The sequence below is a fragment of the Bacillus cereus group sp. N12 genome, from assembly GCF_016483575.1.
Taxonomy (GTDB): domain Bacteria; phylum Bacillota; class Bacilli; order Bacillales; family Bacillaceae_G; genus Bacillus_A; species Bacillus_A toyonensis.
On record NZ_JAEHBO010000037.1, the window covers coordinates 1 to 21,217 of the forward strand.

Below are 21,217 nucleotides of genomic sequence, written 5' to 3' on the forward strand. Positions count from 1 at the left end.
TTGTAACAGTATTTGGTTTAGTAATGTGGTATATCGGTGTTCAAAAAATTGGGGCATCCCATACGATGGTATATATGTATATTACACCGATTGTAGCGGTTTTATTTGCAGCTATATGGGCAAATGAATCTATTTCATTACAACAAATGATCGGTGGGATAATCATTTTCTTTGGTCTATGGTTTGTAAAATTGGAGAAAGTAAAAGTTCATACTACCGTACAGGAACCTATATCAAAATAGGAAAACAGATCACTTATGATCTGCTTTCCTATTTTTTTATTTTTGGTAAGAAGACGAGAAATAAGATAGCAGTAATAAGTGGAATTAAGTTTAAAAATGGAATACGGAAGAGTGTGATAAGAATAATACCTGGAAGGAGAACACCGAGGACAGCGTAGAAAATACTATGATTTTTCGTGTACCAATATAGCGAAAGTCCAATAAGTGCAGGGACAATGAGATGAATGAGAGCCATTAAAAAATAAATCATTAGACGCCCCCTTTATTTGTGTATTTATTACATCATATCCGTATGTTCATAGATTGATATCACTTTTTTCATAAATGGACGAAAAATGTTTGGAAAAACGTCACAAATTATAAGAATATGATGTTCGAAATCTTGTATAATATTATTTTCTGAAAACATTTAAACAACATAAACATTGGGTTTATGTTGTTTTTAATTTGAGTGAAGAGAATTTTAAGTAGTATGAACTCGAAAGAAATGAGTTATACAGCTTTTGTTGGATAGATTAAAACTACTGAAGAGGGGTACAGCATGATTAGTATGTCATTAAGATCGTTTAAAATTCAATCGTATTATTTACTAGGTATTCTGCTATTAGGCTGGAGGTTAACGCCGTTTTCAGCGCATTTTCTAGGTGCAGGAATTGGACTTATCGTAAGTATGTATTGTGTTTGGCTTTTAGGGAGACGAATTGAGAAGCTTGGAGATAGCATTGTAAAGAAAACGAAAGCACCGACGCTCGGTATGTTTAACCGTTTTGCCGCTGCTATTTTGGGTGCTATTATTATGTACGAAATTGAGCACTATATGGTGATGTGGGCTTTTGCAGTAGGGATTATGGGCGGTTATTTCTTAATTGTTGTTAATTTAGGCTACTATAGCATGAAAGATGAGAAAGAATTAACGAAGAGATAAAAAGATAAAAGCTGCTTTTTAGATGGGATAGAGGATCCAGCGGTGGATAGAAGCGGTTAGAGACTTTTTTAGCTCCATACAGTGTGAGAACAGAAGGATGTAGTAAGTAGGGAAATAGTTTGTGTGTTTGAATCCGTGATTTGTATGTGTGAAAATGTAAGTATATGAATTCTAGATTGTGGTTGGGAATTTTTTAGATGGAATAGAGAATCCGGCGATGGTTGGAAGCGGTTAGAGCCTTTTTTAGCTCCGTACTTGTATAAAAAATAGATAGAAAGAAGCTTACGTAAAAACGTAAGCTTCTTTTTTATGTAAGTGTGTGTAACCGTTAAGCCGCATTGGGTTTTGTCGGTGAGTACGCGAAACTTTTCGGTTACACGACACTTATTCATATGAGTAAAGGGTTATTCCAACAGAAAGTTTTAACTTAAGCGATTGGACCGCCTAGGTTAATAATAGCTTCAGAAACGCTGTCGAACTTTTTGAAGTTAGCTTTGAATTCGTTTGCAAGTTCAATTGCTTTTGTTTTGTAAGCAGCTTTATCAGCCCAAGTTTGTTCAGGCATTAATACTTCGTCAGGTACACCTGGTACGTGAAGAGGTACTTCAAGACCGAAGATGTCATGTTTAGCAGTTTCAGCTTTTGCAAGTTCACCGCTTAGTGCTGCTTGAATCATTGCGCGAGTGTAACCTAAGTTCATACGCTTACCAACACCGTATTCGCCACCAGTCCAGCCAGTGTTTACTAAGAATACTTTCGCATCGTGTTTCTCAATTTTTTCACCAAGCATTTCAGCATAGCGAGATGCATCAAGTGGTAAGAATGGTGAACCGAAGCAAGTTGAGAATGTAGCTTGCGGAGATGTAACGCCGCGCTCTGTTCCTGCTAGTTTACTAGTGTAACCACTTAAGAAATGGTACATAGCTTGTTCTTTTGATAACTTACTGATTGGAGGCAATACGCCAGATGCATCAGCAGTTAAGAAAATGATTGTATTTGGATGTCCTGCAACACTTGGCAACACGATATTGTCAATCGCATGCATAGGGTAGGCAGCACGTGTATTTTCTGTTAAAGTAGTATCGTTATAGTCAGCGATGCGTGTTTGATCATTAATGACAACGTTTTCTAAAACAGATCCAAATTTGATTGCATCAAAGATTTGTGGTTCTTTCTCATGAGAAAGGTTTACACATTTCGCATAGCAACCGCCTTCAATATTGAATACACCGTTATCAGACCAACCATGCTCATCATCACCGATTAATTTACGGTTTGGATCAGCAGATAAAGTTGTTTTACCTGTTCCAGATAAACCGAAGAATAGTGCTACGTCACCTTCTTCACCTACGTTTGCAGAGCAATGCATAGAAAGAATATCTTGTTCAGGTAGTAAGAAGTTCATAATAGAGAAGATTGATTTTTTCATTTCTCCAGCGTATTCTGTACCACCAATTAGTACGATACGTTTTTCGAATGAAACCATGATGAATGCTTCAGAGTTTGTACCGTCAATTACTGGATCTGCTTTAAAGTTCGGTGCAGAAACAATTGTAAACTCTGATTCATGAGTTGTTAATTCTTCTTCAGTTGGACGAATAAATAATTGATGTACAAATAGATTGTGCCATGCATATTCGTTAATAACTTGAATTGGTAGGCGATAGTTGCGATCAGCGCCTGCAAATCCTTTGAAGACGAATAACTCTTCTTTTTCTTTTAAGTATTCTAAAACTTTAGTATATAATTTATTAAAATGTTCTTCAGAAATCGGTTGGTTCACAGCTCCCCAAGCAATTTTGTCAGCAACCGATGCTTCTTTCACAATAAATTTATCTTTAGGAGAACGTCCTGTGTATTTTCCTGTTGAAGCAGAAACTGCACCAGTAGAAGTTAATTTCCCTTCATTTCGCATTAATACTTTTTCCACTAATTGCGGAACACTTAGTTGAATCTGTGCATTGCTTCCGTTCAATAATTCATGTAAACCGATTTGGACATTCACAGTACTCATATTTATATACCATCCTTTTCATTTAATGAAATATTTCTCGTAATCCCCATCAAGAGTATAACACAATTATATAAATAATGTATACTATTTATTTATTTTTGTTTGTGTGAATGTATTATTTCCTTATTAATATTTCATTCCAGGCGTATTGAGAAAAACTTTCAGGAAAATGTGAATATTAATTGACAAATGAATATCATTTCTTTAGTATAGGTTGGGACGGATACTCTCTTATCCCGAGCTGGCGGAGGGACAGGCCCGATGAAGCCCAGCAACCTCACTTGTAGTGGTAAATACATGTGAATAGGTGCTAAAACCTGTGCGAGGCTAATGGTCTCGAACGATAAGAGCAAAGGGCAAAAAGCAGTATGCAAGTAGCAAATTAAACCTTTCCTCTATGTTAAGTAGGAAAGGTTTTTCTGTATGCTTGTGTGGGAGAATAAATGTATGTCGCAGTTTGTGGCAAATTAAGGATGAGTTCCGTACAATATATACAATTACTGTAGGGAGGTTTACCACATGACAAAAAAACGTCATCTGTTCACATCTGAGTCTGTAACTGAAGGACATCCAGATAAAATTTGTGACCAAATTTCTGATTCAATTTTAGATGCGATCTTATCAAAAGACGCAAATGCACGTGTAGCTTGTGAAACAACTGTAACAACTGGTTTAGTATTGGTAGCGGGGGAAATTACGACTTCTACTTACGTAGACATTCCAAAAATCGTTCGTGAAACAATTCAAGGCATTGGTTACACACGCGCAAAATACGGATTCGATGCAGAAACTTGTGCAGTTTTAACATCTATCGATGAGCAATCTGCTGACATCGCTATGGGTGTTGACCAAGCGCTAGAAGCACGCGAAGGTCAAATGACTGACGCTGAGATTGAGGCAATTGGTGCAGGAGACCAAGGTTTAATGTTTGGTTTTGCATGTAATGAAACACAAGAATTAATGCCACTTCCAATCTCGCTTGCTCACAAATTAGCTCGCCGTTTAACTGAAGTACGTAAAGATGACACATTATCATACTTACGTCCGGATGGAAAAACGCAAGTTACAATTGAGTATGATGAAAATGGTAAACCTGTACGTGTAGATACAATTGTAATTTCTACACAGCATCATCCAGATGTTACATGGGAAGAAATCGATCGCGATTTAAAAGAGCATGTAATTAAAGCTGTAGTTCCAGCAGAATTAATGGATGGAGAAACGAAATTCTTCATTAACCCAACTGGCCGCTTCGTAATTGGTGGACCTCAAGGTGATGCTGGTTTAACAGGACGTAAAATCATCGTTGATACTTACGGTGGATACGCTCGCCACGGTGGCGGTGCATTCTCTGGTAAAGATGCAACGAAAGTTGACCGTTCTGCAGCATATGCAGCTCGTTATGTTGCGAAAAATATCGTAGCAGCTGGACTTGCTGACAAAGCAGAAGTACAACTTGCATACGCAATTGGCGTAGCACAACCAGTATCAATTTCAGTTGATACATTTGGCACTGGTAAAGTATCTGAAGACGTACTAGTAGAACTAGTTCGTAACAACTTCGATCTTCGCCCAGCTGGTATTATTAAAATGCTAGACTTACGTCGCCCAATTTACAAACAAACAGCAGCTTACGGTCACTTTGGACGTACTGATGTAGATCTTTCATGGGAACGTACAGACAAAGCAGCTACTTTAAAAGAGCAAGCTGGTCTATAATATATGAAAAAAAGCTTTGCGCAGTGAGCGCAAAGCTTTTTTTATTTCGTTTTACTTACAATTTGAATGCATGATTTACAATACACTTCTCCGTCTAGCTCAATATATTTTTTCATATTAGTCATACCACTTGCTGGAAATGGCATATGAATCCGTGATTTTTCATATGTTTGTATTTCTTTTTCACATGATTTACAAATGGTCCGTTTCTTATGTAACATATGCAATCAACCTTTCATTTGACGTGCTTTACCCGCGCAAAAGGCACTGCTTAGTAAAAATAGCGTTGCGAATATAATACTTACTAATGTGGCGTATGGAATTGCTCCTTTTAGAGAAAAACCGACAGTGATGGAAGCAACGAATAAGAGGATGAATGTTGTTGTTAATTTTTTGTATAGTTCCATAATAGGTAGACCTCCGATTTATTTGGTAGTGCAATTTTAAAAACTGAATTCTACTATGTAGAAAATATAAGAAAAGTTAAAGGTTAGCTAATGATGTGAAGTCTAGGGGGATAAGAAAGAATGTTTTTCATTTTCCTTTTTGTGGATTACTATACTTATATTGTATCATGATGCATCATCGTCTTCATACATAATTGTGTAAAGGTATGTATGATAAAATGAAGAAAAGTCTTTAAGAAAGGAAGAAGAAAAATGAGTGTCAATGAACATAAAAAACAAGCGCCAAAAGAAGTGCGTTGCAAGATTGTAACAATTTCCGATACACGTACGGAAGAGACAGATAAGAGCGGACAACTATTACATGAATTGTTAAAAGAAGCAGGCCATACAGTGACTTCTTATGCAATTGTAAAAGATGATAAAGAAAGTATTCAGCAAGCAGTGTTAGCTGGTTATCATAAGGAAGATGTTGATGTTGTATTAACAAATGGTGGTACAGGTATTACGAAACGTGATGTCACAATTGAAGCTGTATCAGCTTTATTAGATAAAGAAATTGTCGGATTTGGTGAGTTGTTCCGCATGATTAGTTATTTAGAAGATATCGGAAGTAGTGCAATGTTAAGTAGAGCGGTTGGTGGCACAATTGGGCGAAAAGTTGTCTTTTCAATGCCAGGATCTAGCGGAGCAGTTCGCCTTGCGATGAATAAGTTGATTTTACCGGAGTTAGGTCATATTACATTCGAGCTGCATCGCCAATGAGTAAATGGGCTGGAATTGTATTAGCGGGCGGTATGTCGAGTAGGTTTGGTGAGCCGAAAGCGTTAGCGAGCTGGCAAGGGAGTACGTTTATTGAGCATATTTTGAAAGTGATGACAAGGACGCTCCAAGAGGTTGTAGTCATTAGTCATTCTGATATAAAAGAGCGAGTAGAGCAATTCGTACAAGTTCCTGTTATAGAAGATATTCTACACTATAAAGGAAACGGTCCACTTGCTGGAATTGTATCAGGAATGGAATATATAGAAGCAGATTGGTACGCTATTATGCCTTGCGATGCGCCAAATGTTTCGCATGAGTGGTTTACTATTTTATTAGAGCAAACGAACAATGAATATGATGCGGTTGTACCTATTATTAATGGAAGAAAACAACCGTTACTTGCAGCGTATCATAACCGTGTGAAAGAAAAGATTTATACTTTACTTCAAGAAGAAAAAAGAAGTATGGGGCAGCTTTTATTACAATGTAATGTGAAATATGTTGCCGGAGAAGATATACAAGCAAATGCAGAATGGTTTATAAATGTAAATACGAAAGAAGAATATGTGCAAGCTCAAAAAAACCTTTCAAATGATTGAAAGGTTTTTTGATATACAGAATTGGGGAACAATTGCTGTATAAAGGTATGTGAGTAAGCTGATTTTAAGGGGAATTCTTAAAATCACTATACAGTAAAAACACTGTATAACCATATATTAATTTTTATGGGTTTTTATTACAAGTCTGTTTAGTTATGTTTATTTTTGCTATAATGAATATAGGAATAAAGTGATATTTAACCTTATGTATCATTTATTAAACTAAAATTTGTGTTCGTGTAATAAACTCCCTTCATTTTTTTGAAGGGAGTTTTTGTGTTTAAGCGAGTAATTCTGATGTGGTGTGCTGAAGGACTTCTTCATATTGATTAAGTAAGCCACGAAAAATCTCATCCCAGCTTTTGGATTTCGCATAAGACGAAGCTGCTATTCCCATCTGTATAAGTTTTTCTTTATTTTGTAATAAAGAATAAATGGATGATAGAAATGCATCCGCATCTTTTGGTGGACAAAGAACTCCCGTTTTTCCATCTGTAATAATATTTTTAACTCCGCCACTATTTGCACCAATGACAGGGGTACCACATGCAAGTGATTCGAGTACGACATTTCCAAACGTTTCAGTAGCTGATGGAAATACCATTATGTTAGAACAAGCATATGCTTCAGCTAAATCTTCACCTTGTAAATAGCCAGTAAAAGTGACATTTGTTTTCGAGACAGCTTCACATAAGTTTGCTGCTAGAGGACCATCTCCGGCGATGAGCCAATGAATGTCGTTTCGAGTATGCGCGGATTTAACGATAAGGTCTTGCAACGTATCAATATCTTTTTCAGGAGCAATCCGTCCAACATAGGAAAGGACATACTTCGCTGTAATATTATATTTTTTTCGGAATAGCTCTGTATTATAAGCTGGATGAAAGAGTGTGCAATCTACACCACGTCCCCAAATAGAGAGGGACTGAAACCCTTTATTTTTTAGTTGATGTAATGTTTCAGAGGAAGGAACAAAATTCTTTTGCATATGACTATGAAACCATTTTAAATAGTTCCAAAGCATATTAGAGAGGAATTCGATTTTGTAATAGCGTAAATAGGCATCGAAATCAGTATGATAAGAACCGACAACTGGAATGTTTAACTTTTTTGCATAATACAATCCACAAAGTCCCATGTTGAAAGGTGTAGCAATGTGAATCATATCAGGTTTAAAGGTAAGAAGTTCCCGTTTAATGCGCGGAGTAGGAAAAGAAAAGCGGCATTCTGGATATAATATTGTTAACGGGATACTTCTCATTTTGTTCACATTTGCTACGAAATTATCTTCAGCGGTATGCTGAGGGGCGAAAACAGAATAGGCGATATTTTCTTTTTGAAAGTAACGTGTTAATCGCTCTAATGTTTTCGCAACCCCATTGATTTGTGGTGTAAAAGTATCGGTAAATATGGCGACTCTCATCATATCGCTCCTTTACGTGAAGAGTGGGATGCATTGATAAAAAGAGATGATGCCAGAGCAAGTGCCGAGGAACATACCGACGAATACGTCTGACGGATAGTGAAGCCCTAAATAAATGCGAGAAATCCCGACGCATAATGCTAACGGTAATAGAAAAACAAGTAAGCTTGGATTATAGCAAATAAATGGAATGAACACAGAGAAAACAGCCGTTGTATGACCAGACGGGAAAGAGTGGTCTTTTAATGGATGGACTGGATATTTTGCATCCTGAATTGTTAAATAAGGACGTTTTCGTGGATACCATCTTTTTAACATTTGCACAGGAATATGGCTAATTGCTAAAGAAATAGCAGTTGCAATTGCAGCTTGATGCAAAGTCCCTTTTGCGAAAATTAAAAAGAAAAGTGTGAGTGCAATGGAGAAAGTGGCACCACCGATATGAGTAATATTGCTGAAAAAGATATTTAATGTTTTTTGATCAAAGTAGCGATTAATTCCTTTGAAAATGTAACATTCTAGTTTATATAATCCACTGACCTTCATGAAAATTCTCCTCCCTCATCTACATATATATGGAGATATTTGCTTCTATTTTAATAAGATTTTGTTGAGGGAATAATAATGTTTTGTAAAGAAAAAGTTAGTTTTTATAAAGTGAAACTTTAATCAGTGGGGGATTCTGTTCATCCACCACTGATTATTAGCCTTCACCAATCGGGATGAAAAAAGCTGCCAATCTTATGGCAGCAGGAAAATTATTTTTGTAATGATTTATAGTATTGACCTTTTTCAACGTATTGTGTGCGAATTCGTTCCATGTCTTTACGGTCTTCTTCTGTTAATTCACGAATGACTTTCGCTGGGCGACCGAACGCTAACGTATTTGGTGGAATTTTCTTCCCTTGTGAAACGAGACTCCCAGCACCGATAAAGGCTCCTTCACCAATTTCAGCACCATCTAATATAATAGATCCCATTCCAATTAAAGCATCTTTTTTAATGTGACAGCTATGTAAAATGACTTGATGTCCAACTGTAACGTCATCTTCTAAAATAAGAGGATACTGAGGGCTTTGGTGGAGTGTACATTGATCTTGTACATTTACCCGGTCTCCAATTATAGTCGGTGATACGTCACCTCGGATGACTGTATTAAACCAAATACTTGCTTCTTCACCAATGGAAACATCGCCTGTAATCGTAACATAGTCAGCGATAAAAGCACTACTCGAAATTTTGGGGTTTTTTTCTTTATAAGGATATATCATGTAAAGCCTTCCTTTCCTAGAGACTAGTTTTAGTGTATCAAATTATGAAAAAGAGTGAAATGGAGGAGGTCTGTATGTGGAATTATGAAGCGGAGGAAGCGAAAGCTGTAGTCGTTATTGTACACGGCGCAATGGAATATCACGGACGCTACGAAGCGGTCGCGGAAATGTGGAATCATATCGGCTACCACGTCGTGATGGGAGACCTTCCGTCACATGGAACGACTTCGAGAAATAGAGGACATATTGATTCATTTGATGAATACATAGAAGAAGTTAAATTATGGGTGAAAGAAGCTAGAAAATACCGGGTACCTATTTTTCTATTCGGTCATAGTATGGGCGGTCTTATCGTGATTCGTATGATGCAAGAAACGAAGAGAGAAGATATAGATGGTATCATTTTAAGTTCGCCATGTTTAGGCGTATTAGCTGCACCTGCTGCTCCGCTTCGAGCGGCTTCAAAAATATTAAATGTTGTTGCACCAAAATTGCAATTTGCAACGAATCTTACAGTGGAAATGTCGACACGTAATCATGAAGTGAGAGATGCGATGGAGAATGATTCATTGTTCTTGCGCAAAGTATCAGTACGTTGGTATAGTGAATTAATTAAGTCTATTGAAATGGCTCATAAGAAAATAAACGATTTTCCAGATGTTCCGCTCTTGCTAATGCAAGCATGTGAGGATAAACTTGTAGATAAAACACGTGTCCGCATGTGGTTTGATAATGTTAAAATAAGTGATAAGGCATATAAAGAATGGCCTAATTGTTATCATGAATTATTAAATGAGTATGAGCGTGATGAAATTTTGAATTATATTCAGTCATTTACTGAAATACGTATCAATAACATAATAGAAACAAATAAGTAAATTATTTGTACAATGAATAGAGGAGATGAAGGAAGAAGTGAACGTACCGAGTAATCCCATAACGCTCATGGCGAAAGTATACCGTGATGTGTTTCCGGTTGTACACCATGAGCTAGCGATGTGGAAAGAGCGTGCCTACCATATTCCGAATGATGAGCTTCATAGTCAGGCAATCGCAAGTATTGAGCATAAAACGTTTCATTGCGAGGGCGGTGGCATTTTAGCGCTATTAGCAAATGAACACCGAGAGGAATGTATTCGTTTTATCGTAGCGTATCAAACGATTAGCGACTATTTAGATAATTTATGTGATCGCAGTACATCGCTTGATCCGAACGATTTTGCCGCGCTGCATGAATCGATGTTAATGGCATTATCACCTGAAGTAGAAGGTGGCGGTAATTATTATCGTTATCGTGATGATCAAGATGATGGTGGTTATTTAGATGAACTTGTTGAAACGTGCCAAGATGTTTTAAAGAAAACGAAGCACTATGACAAAATTGCTCCTGTTCTTCATGAACTAGCTTGTTATTATTGTGATTTACAAATTCATAAACACGTGAAGTTAGAAGAAAGAGAACCACGTTTAAAAACATGGTTTGAAGCACATAAAGAAAACTTACCCGAGATGAGCTGGTTTGAATTTTCAGCATGTGCCGGTTCTACGCTTGGAATCTTCTGTCTTGTAGCATATGCATTTCATGATGAATTACATGATGAAGATATTGCGAAAATTAGACAAGGATACTTCCCTTACGTACAAGGACTTCATATTTTGCTTGATTATTTCATTGATCAAGAAGAAGACCGTATAGGCGGAGATTTGAATTTCTGTAGTTATTACGAAAATGAGCAAGCGATATTAGATCGCATGAAACATTTTGTAGAAGAAGCAGAGAACAGCATTGGTGATTTGCCTCATGCGAAGTTTCATCGTCTTATTAGCCGAGGGTTACTTGGTATTTATTTATCAGACCAAAAAGTATCAGCACAAAAGAATATGCACAAAATGGCACGGCGCATTGTAAAATACGGAGGGCTTACTTCACGATTCTTCTATTGGAACGGGAAGTTGTACCGAAAGAAAATGGCGCAGTGATGAAGAAAACCACTCTTGTAGAGTGGTTTTCTTGTTATAATATGGGAAAGAGGTGGTGGAAATGAAGAGAGTGTTTCAAAGGGTATATGACCATATGGAAGTAACATTACTCGTGCTACTTTCCATTTCATTTGTAACTGGAACGTATATGATGATGAATAAAGCCGGCGGTCCTACAACGATGGATTATGTGGCTCAAGTTATCATTGCATTGATTATTATAGTAGACATTGTCTTTTTAATAAGTGGTAGAAAAAAAGAAAATAGTAAATGAAAAGCATTTGTACACGGGGGTACAAATGCTTTTTATTATGATCGTATTTTTGAAAATACATATATAAGAAGTTCAATCGCAAAAATAACTAAAACAGATAGTCCGAATAAAGGCATGACAGCGCCTAGTATAACCATCATGATAAAGAAAACGAGTACGCTTTTCTTATCTCTTTGCTTTGGCGGTGCTGCTAATTTTCCTTTCGGTTTTCTTGCTAACCACATTTTTATTCCGTAATAAATGAGAAGTAATAAAGAAAATGTCGTTAGTAAGCATAATATTTTATTTGGCCATCCGAATAAATGTCCTTCGTGAAGCGGGATACCGTAAGTGAACCATTGTGCAAATAAGCCATAATCACGATAGTCCGTTTTTGAAATGAGTTCTCCGCTATATTGATCAAAGTAAGCTGTTATCTCTTCATTTGGTGCAACATGCATACCCGTAATACCAGAACCGCTCGATTTTGAAACAGTGAATACACCTTTCGGATCAGCTGGTAGTGAGATAACATATGGCTTTTTTATTTCAATTCCTTTTTGTAATTCATCGACAGAAATTGCTTTCGGTTCATTTGAATTCGATTCAGGCGGAGCTTCTTTTCTTGTTGCCCACGGCAATTCTTTTACCTTCGATTCAGGCGGTGCCATATATAATTTGGGATATCCGATCGATTCATTCGACGCTGCGATTTTATAAATTTGGTTGCCCATAAATCCTGACCACGGCAATCCAGATGCGACTAGCAGAACGAGAGGAATTGTAAATATAATACCGATAATAGAATGACGCCGTTTTGCTTTTTCTCGCTTATTGGATGATGGTGTGTTTTTGAATTGGCGTATACTCATATATAAACCAGTCATAATTAAAAAGATTGTCCAGCATGCCGCGAGTTCTACAATATAGTTGACGACAGTACCACCAACTAAAAGAGAACTATGTAATTCCCGCATGATATTGGCAAACGTTTCACTAGCGTTTTGATCCCCAACAATTTGATTATTGCTATCTAAATACACATATTTTTGTTGCCCAGTATATTCATTTGCAATAGTAAGCCTCGTATTATAATCCCCATTAAACTCACTAATTTTCGCCACGCTATAATGTGGATATTTTTTCTCTGTTAAGGAAATAGAATCAGACATCGAAATAGATTCTGTTTGGGCGCTCTTCCCAAAATATAAATCTTTATAGATGAAATCTTCAACTTCCTCTCGAAATAAATACCCAATTCCGCTCAGTGACAACGTAATAAGAAGTGGCGTAATAAAAAGCCCAGCATAAAAATGCCAACGCCAAAAAATGTAATGAAGCGAACGATTTACTTTCATACTTTCAGTTCCCCTAACCTTCCCTATATGAATAACTACTTATTTAATATAGCGAGATTAAGTGTGGATACTTTGAAAGAATTGTGAAGAAAGTTAAAAGTTTTGGGGATTTTTAGCAAACAAAAAACACATTTTAAAAGGGCTGTTTTCTATGTTTATGAAGATCTCTTAGTATTTGATAGATACATCCTAACAACCGCCTCAGCAAGACATTGAGCAGAATCCACAAAATCCTCACTCGCCACAACATTCAAATCAGTACATGCGATAATAGCAGTATCTATTTCATCTTTTAATTGTAAAACGAGCGCGCTCCATAATTTGCGGGCTTCTTCAACTTCTCCGCTTTTGATACAAGTAATAATTTGATTAATCATCTCCTGCCATTTTTCATTATGGAGGTATTCTATATTACGTTTTGCAATCCCATCTTGGTAAATTCCAGCTTGAACAGTCGCTTCTGTTGCGAGAAGAGCGACTCTTTTTACAGTTTCAGGAATTGCTCGTAACGTCTCATCGACTATATTCAAAATTGGAATAGAAAGAGAATGCTGTAATTCTTCAAAATAAAGATGCGCTGTATTGCAAGGCATAGCAATAAAGTCTACACCAGCACTTTCGAGTTTTTGTGCTCCTTCAATAATCGCTTTTTTCATCGCTTCGTGATCGATAGGACGATCCATGTAAAACGGTGTTGGGCAAGAATAAATCATCATATGAGGAAAGTCTATATCATGTTTTGCTCCGTATATTGTTTGGTACTCTGCTACAACTGTATCGACGAATGGCCCAGTTGATTTTGGCCCCATTCCTGCTAGTATTCCAATCATTTTTTCGTCTCCTTTAACATTGTATATATCCATTATATAGGAGAATAACAAAAAGACGTGCAGTGAGTGCACGTCTTTTTTTGTTATGTTTTGTCGAACAATCGATATATCCAAGAAATCGTTGATATATTGTAAGTTATGATAGATATATCGAAAAAATCGTTGATATATCCCGAGTTATGATAGATATAATTGAAAAATCGTTGATATAATTACCCCGTAAATGCCCGACTGGTGAGGGCTGATAATCGGCGGGGAATGCCCCCACTGATTAAAGTTTCACTTTATCGCTTCTCAATCGCTACAATAAATGGCGGGTTGTTTTGTTGGTTAATGAAGCCGTATCGCAAAACGTGAGCATGTTTTTGGTCGAGTTCTTCTGCAAATTTAAGTACAGCGTCGCGTTCTACTTGTCCTTCTGGATGTCCGTGGTAAATGACAAGGACGATGATACCTTCAGGTGCCATTACTTCTAATAACTGTTCGATCGCCGAAATCGTTGAGTTCGGCTTTGTAACGATATGTTTGTCTCCGCCTGGAAGGTAACCTAAGTTGAAGATTGCGCCTGTCACTTTTCCTTTTGCATCTTCTGGTAATACGGATACAAGTGTATCGTGACTATCGTGAACTAAAACTGTACGTTCAAAAAGTTCTTTTTCTTTTAGACGGATGGTAGAACTTTCGATAGCTTCTTTTTGAATATCAAATCCAAATACTTTTCCGTTATCTCCAACGATTTCAGCTAGGAAGCAAGTGTCATGCCCATTGCCGAGCGTTGCATCTACAGCGTAATCGCCTTCTTTTACTGCCGTTTGCAAGAGAGTGCGAGCAAACGGTAATACACGTTCTAATTTCATTTTTGTTTCTCCTCATTTGCATATTTTCCTTGCCAGCTTCCGCGGCGTACAAATTCTGCATCGATGGAATTTAATACTTCCCATTTATTTAAGCTCCACATTGGGCCAATCATTAAATCAGGTGGACCGTCACCTGTGATACGGTGCACAATTACGTCTTCTGGAATCATTTCAAGTTGGTCAACAACGAGACTTACGTAATCCTCAAGAGAAAGGAATTCTAGTTGTCCTTTTTCATATTGCTTCACCATTGGCGTTCCTTTTAATAAGTGAAGTAAGTGGATTTTAATTCCTTGTACATCAAGCTTCGCTACTTCACGAGCTGTTTCCATCATCATATCGTAATCTTCAAGAGGAAGACCGTTAATAATATGAGAGCAAACTCTAATGCCGTGCTTACGTAATTTATTCACACCTTCAACGTAGGAAGGATAATCGTGAGCACGGTTAATCAGATTGGCAGTTCGTTCATGAACAGTTTGTAATCCGAGTTCAACCCAAAGGTACGTGCGTTTATTTAAGTCCGCTAAATATGCAACGACATCGTCCGGTAAGCAATCTGGACGAGTCGCGATAGAAAGACCGACAACGTCTTTTTCTGCTAGAAGCGGTTCGAATTTTTCTTTTAACACTTCAAGTGGTGCATGTGTATTTGTATAAGCCTGAAAATAAGCGATACATTTTCCATCTTTCCACTTTGAACGCATTTTTTCTTTCATTTCATGATATTGCGTTATAACATCATCGCGGCGATCACCAGCGAAGTCGCCAGATCCGGCAGCGCTGCAAAATGTACAACCACCGTAAGCAACTGTACCGTCACGGTTCGGACAATCGAAGCCAGCATCTAATGAAACTTTAAAGATTTTTTCACCAAATTCATTTCGTAAATGGTAATTCCATGTATGATAACGTTTATTGTCGTTTGTATATGGAAAAGGGTTTTGAACCTTCATTATTTTCCCTCCTAAGCCGAGTCAAAATGAAACAAAATCCATTATAACATACTCATAAGGTTCAGATGGAAGGGACACACTAAAGGGGAATTGAAGCAAGGAGGGACAATTATGGCAGAGCGTCAATCACTTGAATCGTATATTACACAGGCGGAACAAGCGGTGGAATATGCGAAAGAACAATTAGATCTTGGTATGAGACAAGAGCATTACAATACGATGGAGTATTCAGATGCACAGTTACAATTAGAACAAGCATATAACGATTTACAAACGATGCAACAACATGCGAATGATGAGCAACGTGAGCAGTTAAATAGAGCACGTATGGCAATTCGCCAATTGCAACATCAAATGATTATTACACCGCACTAATAAGGAGTGAATGTAATGGCGAAACGTTCAGATCAAAATAACCCAGAACAAAAAACACAAAATGGACATAACGCTGAGTTTTCGAATGAGCTTGATCCAGTTGTGCAAGTGAAACAGCGCAACAGTAAAAAAGGACAACCTCAAAGATCGAAGCAATCAGAGTAGACCAGGTCGCAATATGACCTGGTTTTATTTTATTATATTACAATAATGTAAGATTCCTGTAAGGTTAACCGATAGTTACGATTGTCCTTTTCCAGTAGAGTAAGGAAGGATTAAATTTTATACAAGGAGTTGCTTTATGGGGAACAATATTACAAACAAACGAATTGATGAGTTAGATTACATTCGTGGTTTCGCACTACTGGGGATTATTTTAGTAAATATTCTTGCACTACTTAATATTAAAATTCCAGACCCTAATACAGTGGATGCAAGTTATCAAAGGTTTCTATACTTATTTGTAGAAGGTCGTTTCTTCTCGATTTTCTCATTCTTATTTGGAGTGGGATTCTATATCTTCATTACGAGAGCAATTGCAAAAGGGAAAAATGGATACATTTTATTTCTACGCCGCGTAGTTGCATTATTTATTTTCGGTTTGATTCATTACATGTTTCAGCCTGGAGAAGCGCTAACGTTATATGCAATTTGCGGGTTAATCGTTTTACCATTTTATAAAGCGAAAAAACAAGTGAACTTAGTTATTGGCCTTATTTTAACAATTGCTTTTAGTGTAATGGGGATTAAAGAACTATTACCACTCGGCTTAATTTTATTAGGTCTTGCTGCAGGCCAATATCGTGTATTTGAAAATCTCACGCAAAACATAAAGAAAGTCGCTATTTTTACAGGTATTATGTTTGTTTTAAGTGTCGTAGCTGTATGGTATCAATACGGGCACGTACCTGCTGAGCCATTTGTAAATATGATACTTATGAATGAGGACGGAACAATGGATGCTGCAGGCCAATTTTTAAAAATTGGTGTTACAGTTGGACCAGTCATTTCAGCTTTCTATGTGGGCGCATTAATTTTATTACTTCAATTAAAAACAGTTCAAACATTGTTAGCACCACTCAAATACTATGGTCGTATGGCGTTAACAAATTATATCGGACAAACTGCAATGATTTTAATTGCAGGAAGTGCATTTAACTTTGCGGGAAACTTAACGTACATGCAGACGTTATATGTATGTATTGCAATTTACGCAATTCAAATTGTGTTTAGTGTGATTTGGATGAAAATCTTTAAGATGGGTCCACTAGAATGGATTTGGCGTGTTATTACGTACTGGACGGTAACACCTTTAAAGAAATAAAAAGAGAAGTAGGCTGTTCCTTTTGTGGAACAGCCTACTTTTATTTTCAGCTTTTGTCGGTAAGTCAATATAATTTCATTTGCGGATGTACCATTTCAAAAAGTGAACGAATTTGTATTTAAAGGAAAAAAGCCAACCTTACATGCTCAGCCTTTTTATATTACAAAAGTGTAAGGTAAATGTAATGTTAACAAATAGCAGTTCCCCTCCAAAAAGCGCAAAATAGGTAATGGAAAAACAAGCATAGGAGGATATATATGACGAAACCAGTTGTAGACGTGAAAAACGTTCAAAAAGTGTACGGTAAAAAAGGTGAGAACCAATCACACGCGTTAAAAGGTGTATCATTCTCAATTCAAGAGGGTGAGTTTGTAGGAATTATGGGACCATCTGGTTCTGGTAAAACGACATTATTAAATGTAATTTCAACGTTAGATAAAGCAACAGGCGGCGTTGTTGAAATTGCGGGTACGGATATTACAAAAATGAAGCAAGGTGAGCTTTCAGATTTCCGTTCACAAAAGTTAGGATTCATCTTCCAAGACTTTAATTTATTAGAAAACTTATCTATTTACGAAAACATTGCATTGCCACTTTCACTTCAAGGTGTTTCATCACGTAACATTGGACCGAAAGTAGAAAAAGTAGCAGATATGTTAGGTATTTCAGCTATTCTTCAAAAGTACCCATCTGAAGTATCTGGTGGACAGAAACAGCGTTCAGCAGCAGCGCGCGCTTTAGTACATGAGCCTGCAATTATTTTAGGGGACGAGCCAACAGGAGCTCTTGATTCTAAAAATGCAGCGAGTTTACTTGATGCGATGACAAACTTAAATGAAGATCAAGGCGTATCTATTATGATGGTTACACATGATCCGTATAGTGCAAGTTACTGTCAGCGTATTTTATTCATTCAAGATGGTGAGCTATATAAAGAAATTCACCGTGGTGGTACACGTGAAGAGTTTTATAAAGAAATTTTAGATGTGCTTGCAGACTTAGGCACACAAAAAGCGTAAGAAAGGAGACTTTGGCATGTTATTCAAACTTTCCATGTCAGGGCTAAAAAGTAAGCTGAAAGATTATATCGTCTTACTTGTTGGTCTTGTCATGTCGATTTCAATTTTTTATATGTTCCAAACGTTAGCGCTGAATGAAGCGTTTATCGAATCTAACTCAGTTATTAAATCAATTGGATTCGTATTCCAAGCAGGTTCATTTTTATTAGCAATTATAACCTTCTTCTATATTTTATATGCGAACTCTTTCTTACTATCACTTCGTCAAAAAGAGTTTGGTATGTATATGATGTTAGGAGCAAAAAAGCATAAAGTTACATTACTTATGTTTATTGAGACAATTGTATTAGGTGCCGCGTCTCTTGCGATTGGACTTGCAGTTGGTGTAGGACTTGCTGAAGGTATTGGTCAGTTGTTAATGAAACAACTCGAATTTGCGGGTGAAGGTTATAAAGCATTTTATTTACCATCCATGACTGTTACTTGCATCTTCTTCTTTGCACTATTTGTATTATCAGCAATTATGAACAGTATTAAATTATCACGTATTTCTGTATTGCAACTTGTACATGCAGACGCACAAACAGAACGTGTTGCAGTAAAAGGAAAAATGACAGGTTTAGTTGCATTCCTTGCGGTTATTTTATTAGGTATTGGCTATGCATCAATGATTTATATGGAAAAGCTAAGAGAAATGGGAATCCTTATTGCATTAATTACAACAACAGCTGGTACTTACATGCTATTTGGATCGCTTCTTCCTGTTATTATTAAAAAGTTAAAAAGTAATAAAAAACGAAGCGAAAAAGGGCTTAACGCTTTTACTTTTGCACAATTAAACTTCCGTATTAATAGTTTAACGAAAGTGCTTGCGACAGTAGCAATGTTAGTTGCTCTTGGAGCCGGTGCAATTTCAGGTGGTATGGCGTTTAAAAATAATGTTATAAAAATGGTAGATGGTTTAGTAATATATGATTCAGTAGTTCATAACCCAACAGCTGAAGAAAAGAAAATTTTAGACGGTATTACATTTAAAGAGAAAAACGAATATCGTTACAAAGTAGATGGTAAATACGTTTATTATGTAAAAGAAGATTTAGAAAAAAATCGTCCTTTAATAAAAGATATGTCAAATATGAAGTCGATGAAAGATTTAGTGAATACGAAGAAAGTTTCAGAGGAACTACCGGTAGGTGCAGTTTCTAGAGAAATGAATGAAAAAGATGCGAACGCTAAAGAACTTCCAGAAGAATGGGACGAGGCTTTCAGAACAATTCACCCATTTTACGTATATGAGAATCATGTAATTAAAATTGTAGATCAAAAAATGTACGATACTGTAAATGGTAAAGAAGGAATCGTATTTACAGGGAAAACAGATGATTTTGTAGCATACACAAAAGAATGGAAAAAACTTGACGAGTTGCAGCTAGATAAATATAAAAATGTAGCAGCTGAAAGATTAAATAGTAAATATCAAGCTTACGACATGTTCTATGGCGTTGCGAGTGGAACAGTATTTATGGGCTTCTTCCTTGGAATTGCTTTCTTAGCGATGATGGCAAGTTGTTTAATGTTTAAAATTCTTTCTGGTGCATCAAAAGATATTACGCGTTATCAAATGCTTCGTAAAATCGGTGTGCGCCGTGAATTATTAACGAAATCGATTTATAAAGAGTTGTTCTTAGTATTCTTATTCCCGGCAATTGTCGGTATTGCCCATGTATTAGTTGGTATGAATATTTTTGGTTTCATTTTAGTTGATCCGTATTTCCGTATTTGGGTACCGATTGTAATTTTCGTAGTCATTTATGCGATCTACTACTTCATTACAGTTCAATTGTATAAAGGAATTGTTCTTCCGAAAGAGGACTAATAACAAAAATACCGAGCATAGGGTGCTCGGTATTTTTCTTTATTTTCAGAAAGAAATATCAAAAAACATTGATATGTTACTTAATTGTGTTATAGAATATAATTAAGTAACATAAAATGAATGTATAAAGTAGCAGGAAATGAAAGGAGGAATCCAACTTGCAGAAAGAAGATGGATCTTTATTTGAAGTTATAAGTATAGCGCTAAGGTCCAAAGAAGTTTTACTATTTTCATCTTTATCCCTCGTTATTTTTCTAACCGCAACGTATTTTTACAATAGTAAGTTTCCAAATCATAAATATCCAGAATTTTTAGGTGCATTAAAGTATATCGCTTCAATTGTATAGCGTAAAAAATTTAAAAGGAAATGGATAATACATGGAATTCCCATAGCATGATAAGGTAAAATGGACAACATGATGAGAAAATTACCGTTCATAAGATGAGGAGAATACATGTATGGAAGTTGTAGAGGCACTAAAAGATATAAGCCAAATTGAGGCTATGAAAAAATATTTGAAAGAGCATTCCCAGCGAGATTATCTTTTATTCGTTATTGGAATTAACACGGGATTAAAAATTACTGAGCTACTTAGTATGAAGTTTGAAGATGTATTAAATGAAGATGGAACTGCTAAAGAGTTTTATTCTCTTCCTGTGAAAGATGAAAAATTTAAACAAGATATTTATTTAAATACAAAAGTAAAAGAAGCGCTTTTAGCGTACGTACAATCTTTTGATGCTCAAAGAGAAAACTACGTATTTCAATCTAATAAAACGACAAATTCAATTACGCGTCAACAAGCTTATCGGGTGATTCATAATGCTGCGGAAGCAGTTGGAATTGTTGGGAAGATTGGAACGAATTCAATGAGAAAAACATTTGGGTTTCACGCGTACAAAAGAGGAATAGCGATTGCGCTACTGCAAAAACATTTCCATCACGCAACGCCATCAGAAACGCTCAAATATTTAGGTATTTCAAAAGATGAAAAGTTTAAAACGGAGATCGATGTAGATTTGTAAA

Annotated in this window: 26 protein-coding genes and 1 riboswitch; of the genes, 15 read left to right on the forward strand and 11 right to left on the reverse strand. The window is 36.5% G+C overall.

The window, feature by feature from the left end; genetic code table 11:
- A partial coding sequence (locus JDS92_RS17140) for a DMT family transporter (protein ID WP_199632197.1) occupies positions 1-242 on the forward strand: 242 nt, incomplete at its 5' end.
- Positions 243-270: 28 nt separating this feature from the next.
- On the opposite strand, the gene JDS92_RS17145 is transcribed toward JDS92_RS17140, so the two are convergent.
- Positions 271-492 carry a hypothetical protein gene (locus JDS92_RS17145; protein ID WP_000639048.1) on the reverse strand — a complete coding sequence of 74 codons (222 nt, stop codon included), beginning with the start codon at positions 490-492 and terminating at the stop codon, positions 271-273.
- A gap of 291 nt (positions 493-783) precedes the next feature.
- On the opposite strand from JDS92_RS17145, the gene JDS92_RS17150 reads away from it, so the two are divergent.
- Positions 784-1,167: an ATP synthase subunit I gene (locus JDS92_RS17150; protein WP_199632198.1), complete on the forward strand. Its 384-nt coding sequence runs from the start codon at positions 784-786 to the stop codon at positions 1,165-1,167.
- Positions 1,168-1,594: 427 nt separating this feature from the next.
- Here the strand turns inward: JDS92_RS17150 and pckA are convergent, their stop codons facing one another.
- A complete protein-coding gene (pckA, locus tag JDS92_RS17155; protein ID WP_000108809.1) occupies positions 1,595-3,181 on the reverse strand; it encodes a phosphoenolpyruvate carboxykinase (ATP) in 1,587 nt (528 codons plus the stop codon).
- 228 nt (positions 3,182-3,409) lie between these two features.
- Positions 3,410-3,531: riboswitch (SAM riboswitch) on the forward strand.
- A gap of 169 nt (positions 3,532-3,700) precedes the next feature.
- Between pckA and metK the strand changes: the two genes are divergently transcribed.
- Complete coding sequence (gene metK, locus JDS92_RS17160) at positions 3,701-4,900, forward strand: methionine adenosyltransferase (protein WP_000163114.1); 1,200 nt, start codon at positions 3,701-3,703, stop codon at positions 4,898-4,900.
- A gap of 41 nt (positions 4,901-4,941) precedes the next feature.
- Here metK and JDS92_RS17165 read toward each other — a convergent pair whose 3' ends face one another.
- Both JDS92_RS17165 and JDS92_RS17170 read right to left on the reverse strand, forming a co-directional pair.
- Positions 4,942-5,121: a hypothetical protein gene (locus JDS92_RS17165; protein WP_000902511.1), complete on the reverse strand. Its 180-nt coding sequence runs from the start codon at positions 5,119-5,121 to the stop codon at positions 4,942-4,944.
- A 6-nt stretch (positions 5,122-5,127) separates the two neighbouring features.
- The gene (locus JDS92_RS17170) at positions 5,128-5,307 is read right to left on the reverse strand and encodes a hypothetical protein (RefSeq protein ID WP_000424805.1); all 180 of its coding nucleotides are present in this window, start codon (positions 5,305-5,307) and stop codon (positions 5,128-5,130) included.
- Positions 5,308-5,559: 252 nt separating this feature from the next.
- Here JDS92_RS17170 and JDS92_RS17175 point away from each other — a divergent pair, with 252 nt between their 5' ends.
- Both JDS92_RS17175 and JDS92_RS17180 read left to right on the forward strand, forming a co-directional pair.
- A complete protein-coding gene (locus JDS92_RS17175; protein ID WP_098911430.1) occupies positions 5,560-6,069 on the forward strand; it encodes a MogA/MoaB family molybdenum cofactor biosynthesis protein in 510 nt (169 codons plus the stop codon).
- Positions 6,066-6,668, forward strand: a complete 603-nt coding sequence (locus tag JDS92_RS17180) for a molybdenum cofactor guanylyltransferase (RefSeq protein WP_098911429.1) — start codon at positions 6,066-6,068, stop codon at positions 6,666-6,668. Before JDS92_RS17175 ends, JDS92_RS17180 begins: the two co-directional genes overlap by 4 nt.
- A gap of 280 nt (positions 6,669-6,948) precedes the next feature.
- Here the strand turns inward: JDS92_RS17180 and JDS92_RS17185 are convergent, their stop codons facing one another.
- From JDS92_RS17185 to JDS92_RS17195, 3 genes are all read right to left on the reverse strand, one after another.
- On the reverse strand, positions 6,949-8,091 hold the full coding sequence (locus JDS92_RS17185) for a glycosyltransferase family 4 protein (protein ID WP_098911428.1): 1,143 nt from the start codon (positions 8,089-8,091) through the stop codon (positions 6,949-6,951).
- 12 nt (positions 8,092-8,103) lie between these two features.
- Positions 8,104-8,637, reverse strand: coding sequence for a phosphatase PAP2 family protein (locus JDS92_RS17190; RefSeq protein WP_199632199.1), 534 nt, complete (start codon positions 8,635-8,637; stop codon positions 8,104-8,106).
- Between the two features lie 212 nt (positions 8,638-8,849).
- On the reverse strand, positions 8,850-9,362 hold the full coding sequence (locus JDS92_RS17195; protein ID WP_000640217.1) for a gamma carbonic anhydrase: 513 nt from the start codon (positions 9,360-9,362) through the stop codon (positions 8,850-8,852).
- 74 nt (positions 9,363-9,436) lie between these two features.
- On the opposite strand from JDS92_RS17195, the gene JDS92_RS17200 reads away from it, so the two are divergent.
- The 3 genes from JDS92_RS17200 to JDS92_RS17210 all read left to right on the forward strand — a co-directional run bounded on the left by JDS92_RS17200 (position 9,437) and on the right by JDS92_RS17210 (position 11,616).
- Positions 9,437-10,240, forward strand: coding sequence for an alpha/beta hydrolase (locus JDS92_RS17200; RefSeq protein ID WP_000267439.1), 804 nt, complete (start codon positions 9,437-9,439; stop codon positions 10,238-10,240).
- A gap of 37 nt (positions 10,241-10,277) precedes the next feature.
- Positions 10,278-11,342 (forward strand): tetraprenyl-beta-curcumene synthase family protein, encoded by a 1,065-nt coding sequence (locus JDS92_RS17205; RefSeq protein WP_001102465.1) that lies wholly within the window; start codon positions 10,278-10,280, stop codon positions 11,340-11,342.
- 61 nt (positions 11,343-11,403) lie between these two features.
- Positions 11,404-11,616, forward strand: coding sequence for a hypothetical protein (locus tag JDS92_RS17210; protein WP_000832127.1), 213 nt, complete (start codon positions 11,404-11,406; stop codon positions 11,614-11,616).
- A 35-nt stretch (positions 11,617-11,651) separates the two neighbouring features.
- On the opposite strand, the gene JDS92_RS17215 is transcribed toward JDS92_RS17210, so the two are convergent.
- The 4 genes from JDS92_RS17215 to mnmL all read right to left on the reverse strand — a co-directional run bounded on the left by JDS92_RS17215 (position 11,652) and on the right by mnmL (position 15,596).
- On the reverse strand, positions 11,652-12,953 hold the full coding sequence (locus JDS92_RS17215) for a PepSY-associated TM helix domain-containing protein (RefSeq protein ID WP_098911425.1): 1,302 nt from the start codon (positions 12,951-12,953) through the stop codon (positions 11,652-11,654).
- A 155-nt stretch (positions 12,954-13,108) separates the two neighbouring features.
- A complete protein-coding gene (locus JDS92_RS17220; protein ID WP_097957405.1) occupies positions 13,109-13,783 on the reverse strand; it encodes an aspartate/glutamate racemase family protein in 675 nt (224 codons plus the stop codon).
- Between the two features lie 284 nt (positions 13,784-14,067).
- Positions 14,068-14,640: a tRNA 5-(aminomethyl)-2-thiouridylate-methyltransferase MnmM gene (gene mnmM / locus JDS92_RS17225; protein WP_097957406.1), complete on the reverse strand. Its 573-nt coding sequence runs from the start codon at positions 14,638-14,640 to the stop codon at positions 14,068-14,070.
- Complete coding sequence (gene mnmL / locus JDS92_RS17230) at positions 14,637-15,596, reverse strand: tRNA modification radical SAM protein MnmL/YtqA (RefSeq protein ID WP_000868020.1); 960 nt, start codon at positions 15,594-15,596, stop codon at positions 14,637-14,639. The genes mnmM and mnmL overlap by 4 nt, the downstream gene beginning before the upstream one ends.
- Before the next feature lie 111 nt (positions 15,597-15,707).
- Here mnmL and JDS92_RS17235 point away from each other — a divergent pair, with 111 nt between their 5' ends.
- The 7 genes from JDS92_RS17235 (at position 15,708) to JDS92_RS17265 (ending at position 21,216) form a co-directional block, all read left to right on the forward strand.
- On the forward strand, positions 15,708-15,971 hold the full coding sequence (locus JDS92_RS17235) for a YtzC family protein (RefSeq protein WP_000840865.1): 264 nt from the start codon (positions 15,708-15,710) through the stop codon (positions 15,969-15,971).
- Between the two features lie 15 nt (positions 15,972-15,986).
- On the forward strand, positions 15,987-16,136 hold the full coding sequence (locus tag JDS92_RS17240) for a hypothetical protein (protein WP_001129345.1): 150 nt from the start codon (positions 15,987-15,989) through the stop codon (positions 16,134-16,136).
- A 136-nt stretch (positions 16,137-16,272) separates the two neighbouring features.
- A complete protein-coding gene (locus JDS92_RS17245) occupies positions 16,273-17,295 on the forward strand; it encodes a DUF418 domain-containing protein (protein WP_097957411.1) in 1,023 nt (340 codons plus the stop codon).
- 257 nt (positions 17,296-17,552) lie between these two features.
- A complete protein-coding gene (locus JDS92_RS17250; RefSeq protein ID WP_000165845.1) occupies positions 17,553-18,314 on the forward strand; it encodes an ABC transporter ATP-binding protein in 762 nt (253 codons plus the stop codon).
- A gap of 16 nt (positions 18,315-18,330) precedes the next feature.
- A complete protein-coding gene (locus JDS92_RS17255) occupies positions 18,331-20,190 on the forward strand; it encodes an FtsX-like permease family protein (RefSeq protein ID WP_098911421.1) in 1,860 nt (619 codons plus the stop codon).
- Positions 20,191-20,348: 158 nt separating this feature from the next.
- Complete coding sequence (locus JDS92_RS17260; RefSeq protein ID WP_001168331.1) at positions 20,349-20,537, forward strand: hypothetical protein; 189 nt, start codon at positions 20,349-20,351, stop codon at positions 20,535-20,537.
- Between the two features lie 112 nt (positions 20,538-20,649).
- Positions 20,650-21,216 carry a tyrosine-type recombinase/integrase gene (locus tag JDS92_RS17265; RefSeq protein WP_000454203.1) on the forward strand — a complete coding sequence of 189 codons (567 nt, stop codon included), beginning with the start codon at positions 20,650-20,652 and terminating at the stop codon, positions 21,214-21,216.
- Position 21,217 lies beyond the last annotated feature (1 nt).

Coding starts and splice junctions, on each gene's coding strand:
- JDS92_RS17145 (WP_000639048.1), bottom strand. CDS start 492: ATGATTTATTTTTTAATGGCTCTCATTCATCTCATTGTCCCTGCACTT.
- JDS92_RS17150 (WP_199632198.1), top strand. CDS start 784: ATGATTAGTATGTCATTAAGATCGTTTAAAATTCAATCGTATTATTTA.
- pckA (WP_000108809.1), bottom strand. CDS start 3,181: ATGAGTACTGTGAATGTCCAAATCGGTTTACATGAATTATTGAACGGA.
- metK (WP_000163114.1), top strand. CDS start 3,701: ATGACAAAAAAACGTCATCTGTTCACATCTGAGTCTGTAACTGAAGGA.
- JDS92_RS17165 (WP_000902511.1), bottom strand. CDS start 5,121: ATGTTACATAAGAAACGGACCATTTGTAAATCATGTGAAAAAGAAATA.
- JDS92_RS17170 (WP_000424805.1), bottom strand. CDS start 5,307: ATGGAACTATACAAAAAATTAACAACAACATTCATCCTCTTATTCGTT.
- JDS92_RS17175 (WP_098911430.1), top strand. CDS start 5,560: ATGAGTGTCAATGAACATAAAAAACAAGCGCCAAAAGAAGTGCGTTGC.
- JDS92_RS17180 (WP_098911429.1), top strand. CDS start 6,066: ATGAGTAAATGGGCTGGAATTGTATTAGCGGGCGGTATGTCGAGTAGG.
- JDS92_RS17185 (WP_098911428.1), bottom strand. CDS start 8,091: ATGAGAGTCGCCATATTTACCGATACTTTTACACCACAAATCAATGGG.
- JDS92_RS17190 (WP_199632199.1), bottom strand. CDS start 8,637: ATGAAGGTCAGTGGATTATATAAACTAGAATGTTACATTTTCAAAGGA.
- JDS92_RS17195 (WP_000640217.1), bottom strand. CDS start 9,362: ATGATATATCCTTATAAAGAAAAAAACCCCAAAATTTCGAGTAGTGCT.
- JDS92_RS17200 (WP_000267439.1), top strand. CDS start 9,437: ATGTGGAATTATGAAGCGGAGGAAGCGAAAGCTGTAGTCGTTATTGTA.
- JDS92_RS17210 (WP_000832127.1), top strand. CDS start 11,404: ATGAAGAGAGTGTTTCAAAGGGTATATGACCATATGGAAGTAACATTA.
- JDS92_RS17215 (WP_098911425.1), bottom strand. CDS start 12,953: ATGAAAGTAAATCGTTCGCTTCATTACATTTTTTGGCGTTGGCATTTT.
- JDS92_RS17220 (WP_097957405.1), bottom strand. CDS start 13,783: ATGATTGGAATACTAGCAGGAATGGGGCCAAAATCAACTGGGCCATTC.
- mnmM (WP_097957406.1), bottom strand. CDS start 14,640: ATGAAATTAGAACGTGTATTACCGTTTGCTCGCACTCTCTTGCAAACG.
- mnmL (WP_000868020.1), bottom strand. CDS start 15,596: ATGAAGGTTCAAAACCCTTTTCCATATACAAACGACAATAAACGTTAT.
- JDS92_RS17235 (WP_000840865.1), top strand. CDS start 15,708: ATGGCAGAGCGTCAATCACTTGAATCGTATATTACACAGGCGGAACAA.
- JDS92_RS17240 (WP_001129345.1), top strand. CDS start 15,987: ATGGCGAAACGTTCAGATCAAAATAACCCAGAACAAAAAACACAAAAT.
- JDS92_RS17245 (WP_097957411.1), top strand. CDS start 16,273: ATGGGGAACAATATTACAAACAAACGAATTGATGAGTTAGATTACATT.
- JDS92_RS17250 (WP_000165845.1), top strand. CDS start 17,553: ATGACGAAACCAGTTGTAGACGTGAAAAACGTTCAAAAAGTGTACGGT.
- JDS92_RS17255 (WP_098911421.1), top strand. CDS start 18,331: ATGTTATTCAAACTTTCCATGTCAGGGCTAAAAAGTAAGCTGAAAGAT.
- JDS92_RS17265 (WP_000454203.1), top strand. CDS start 20,650: ATGGAAGTTGTAGAGGCACTAAAAGATATAAGCCAAATTGAGGCTATG.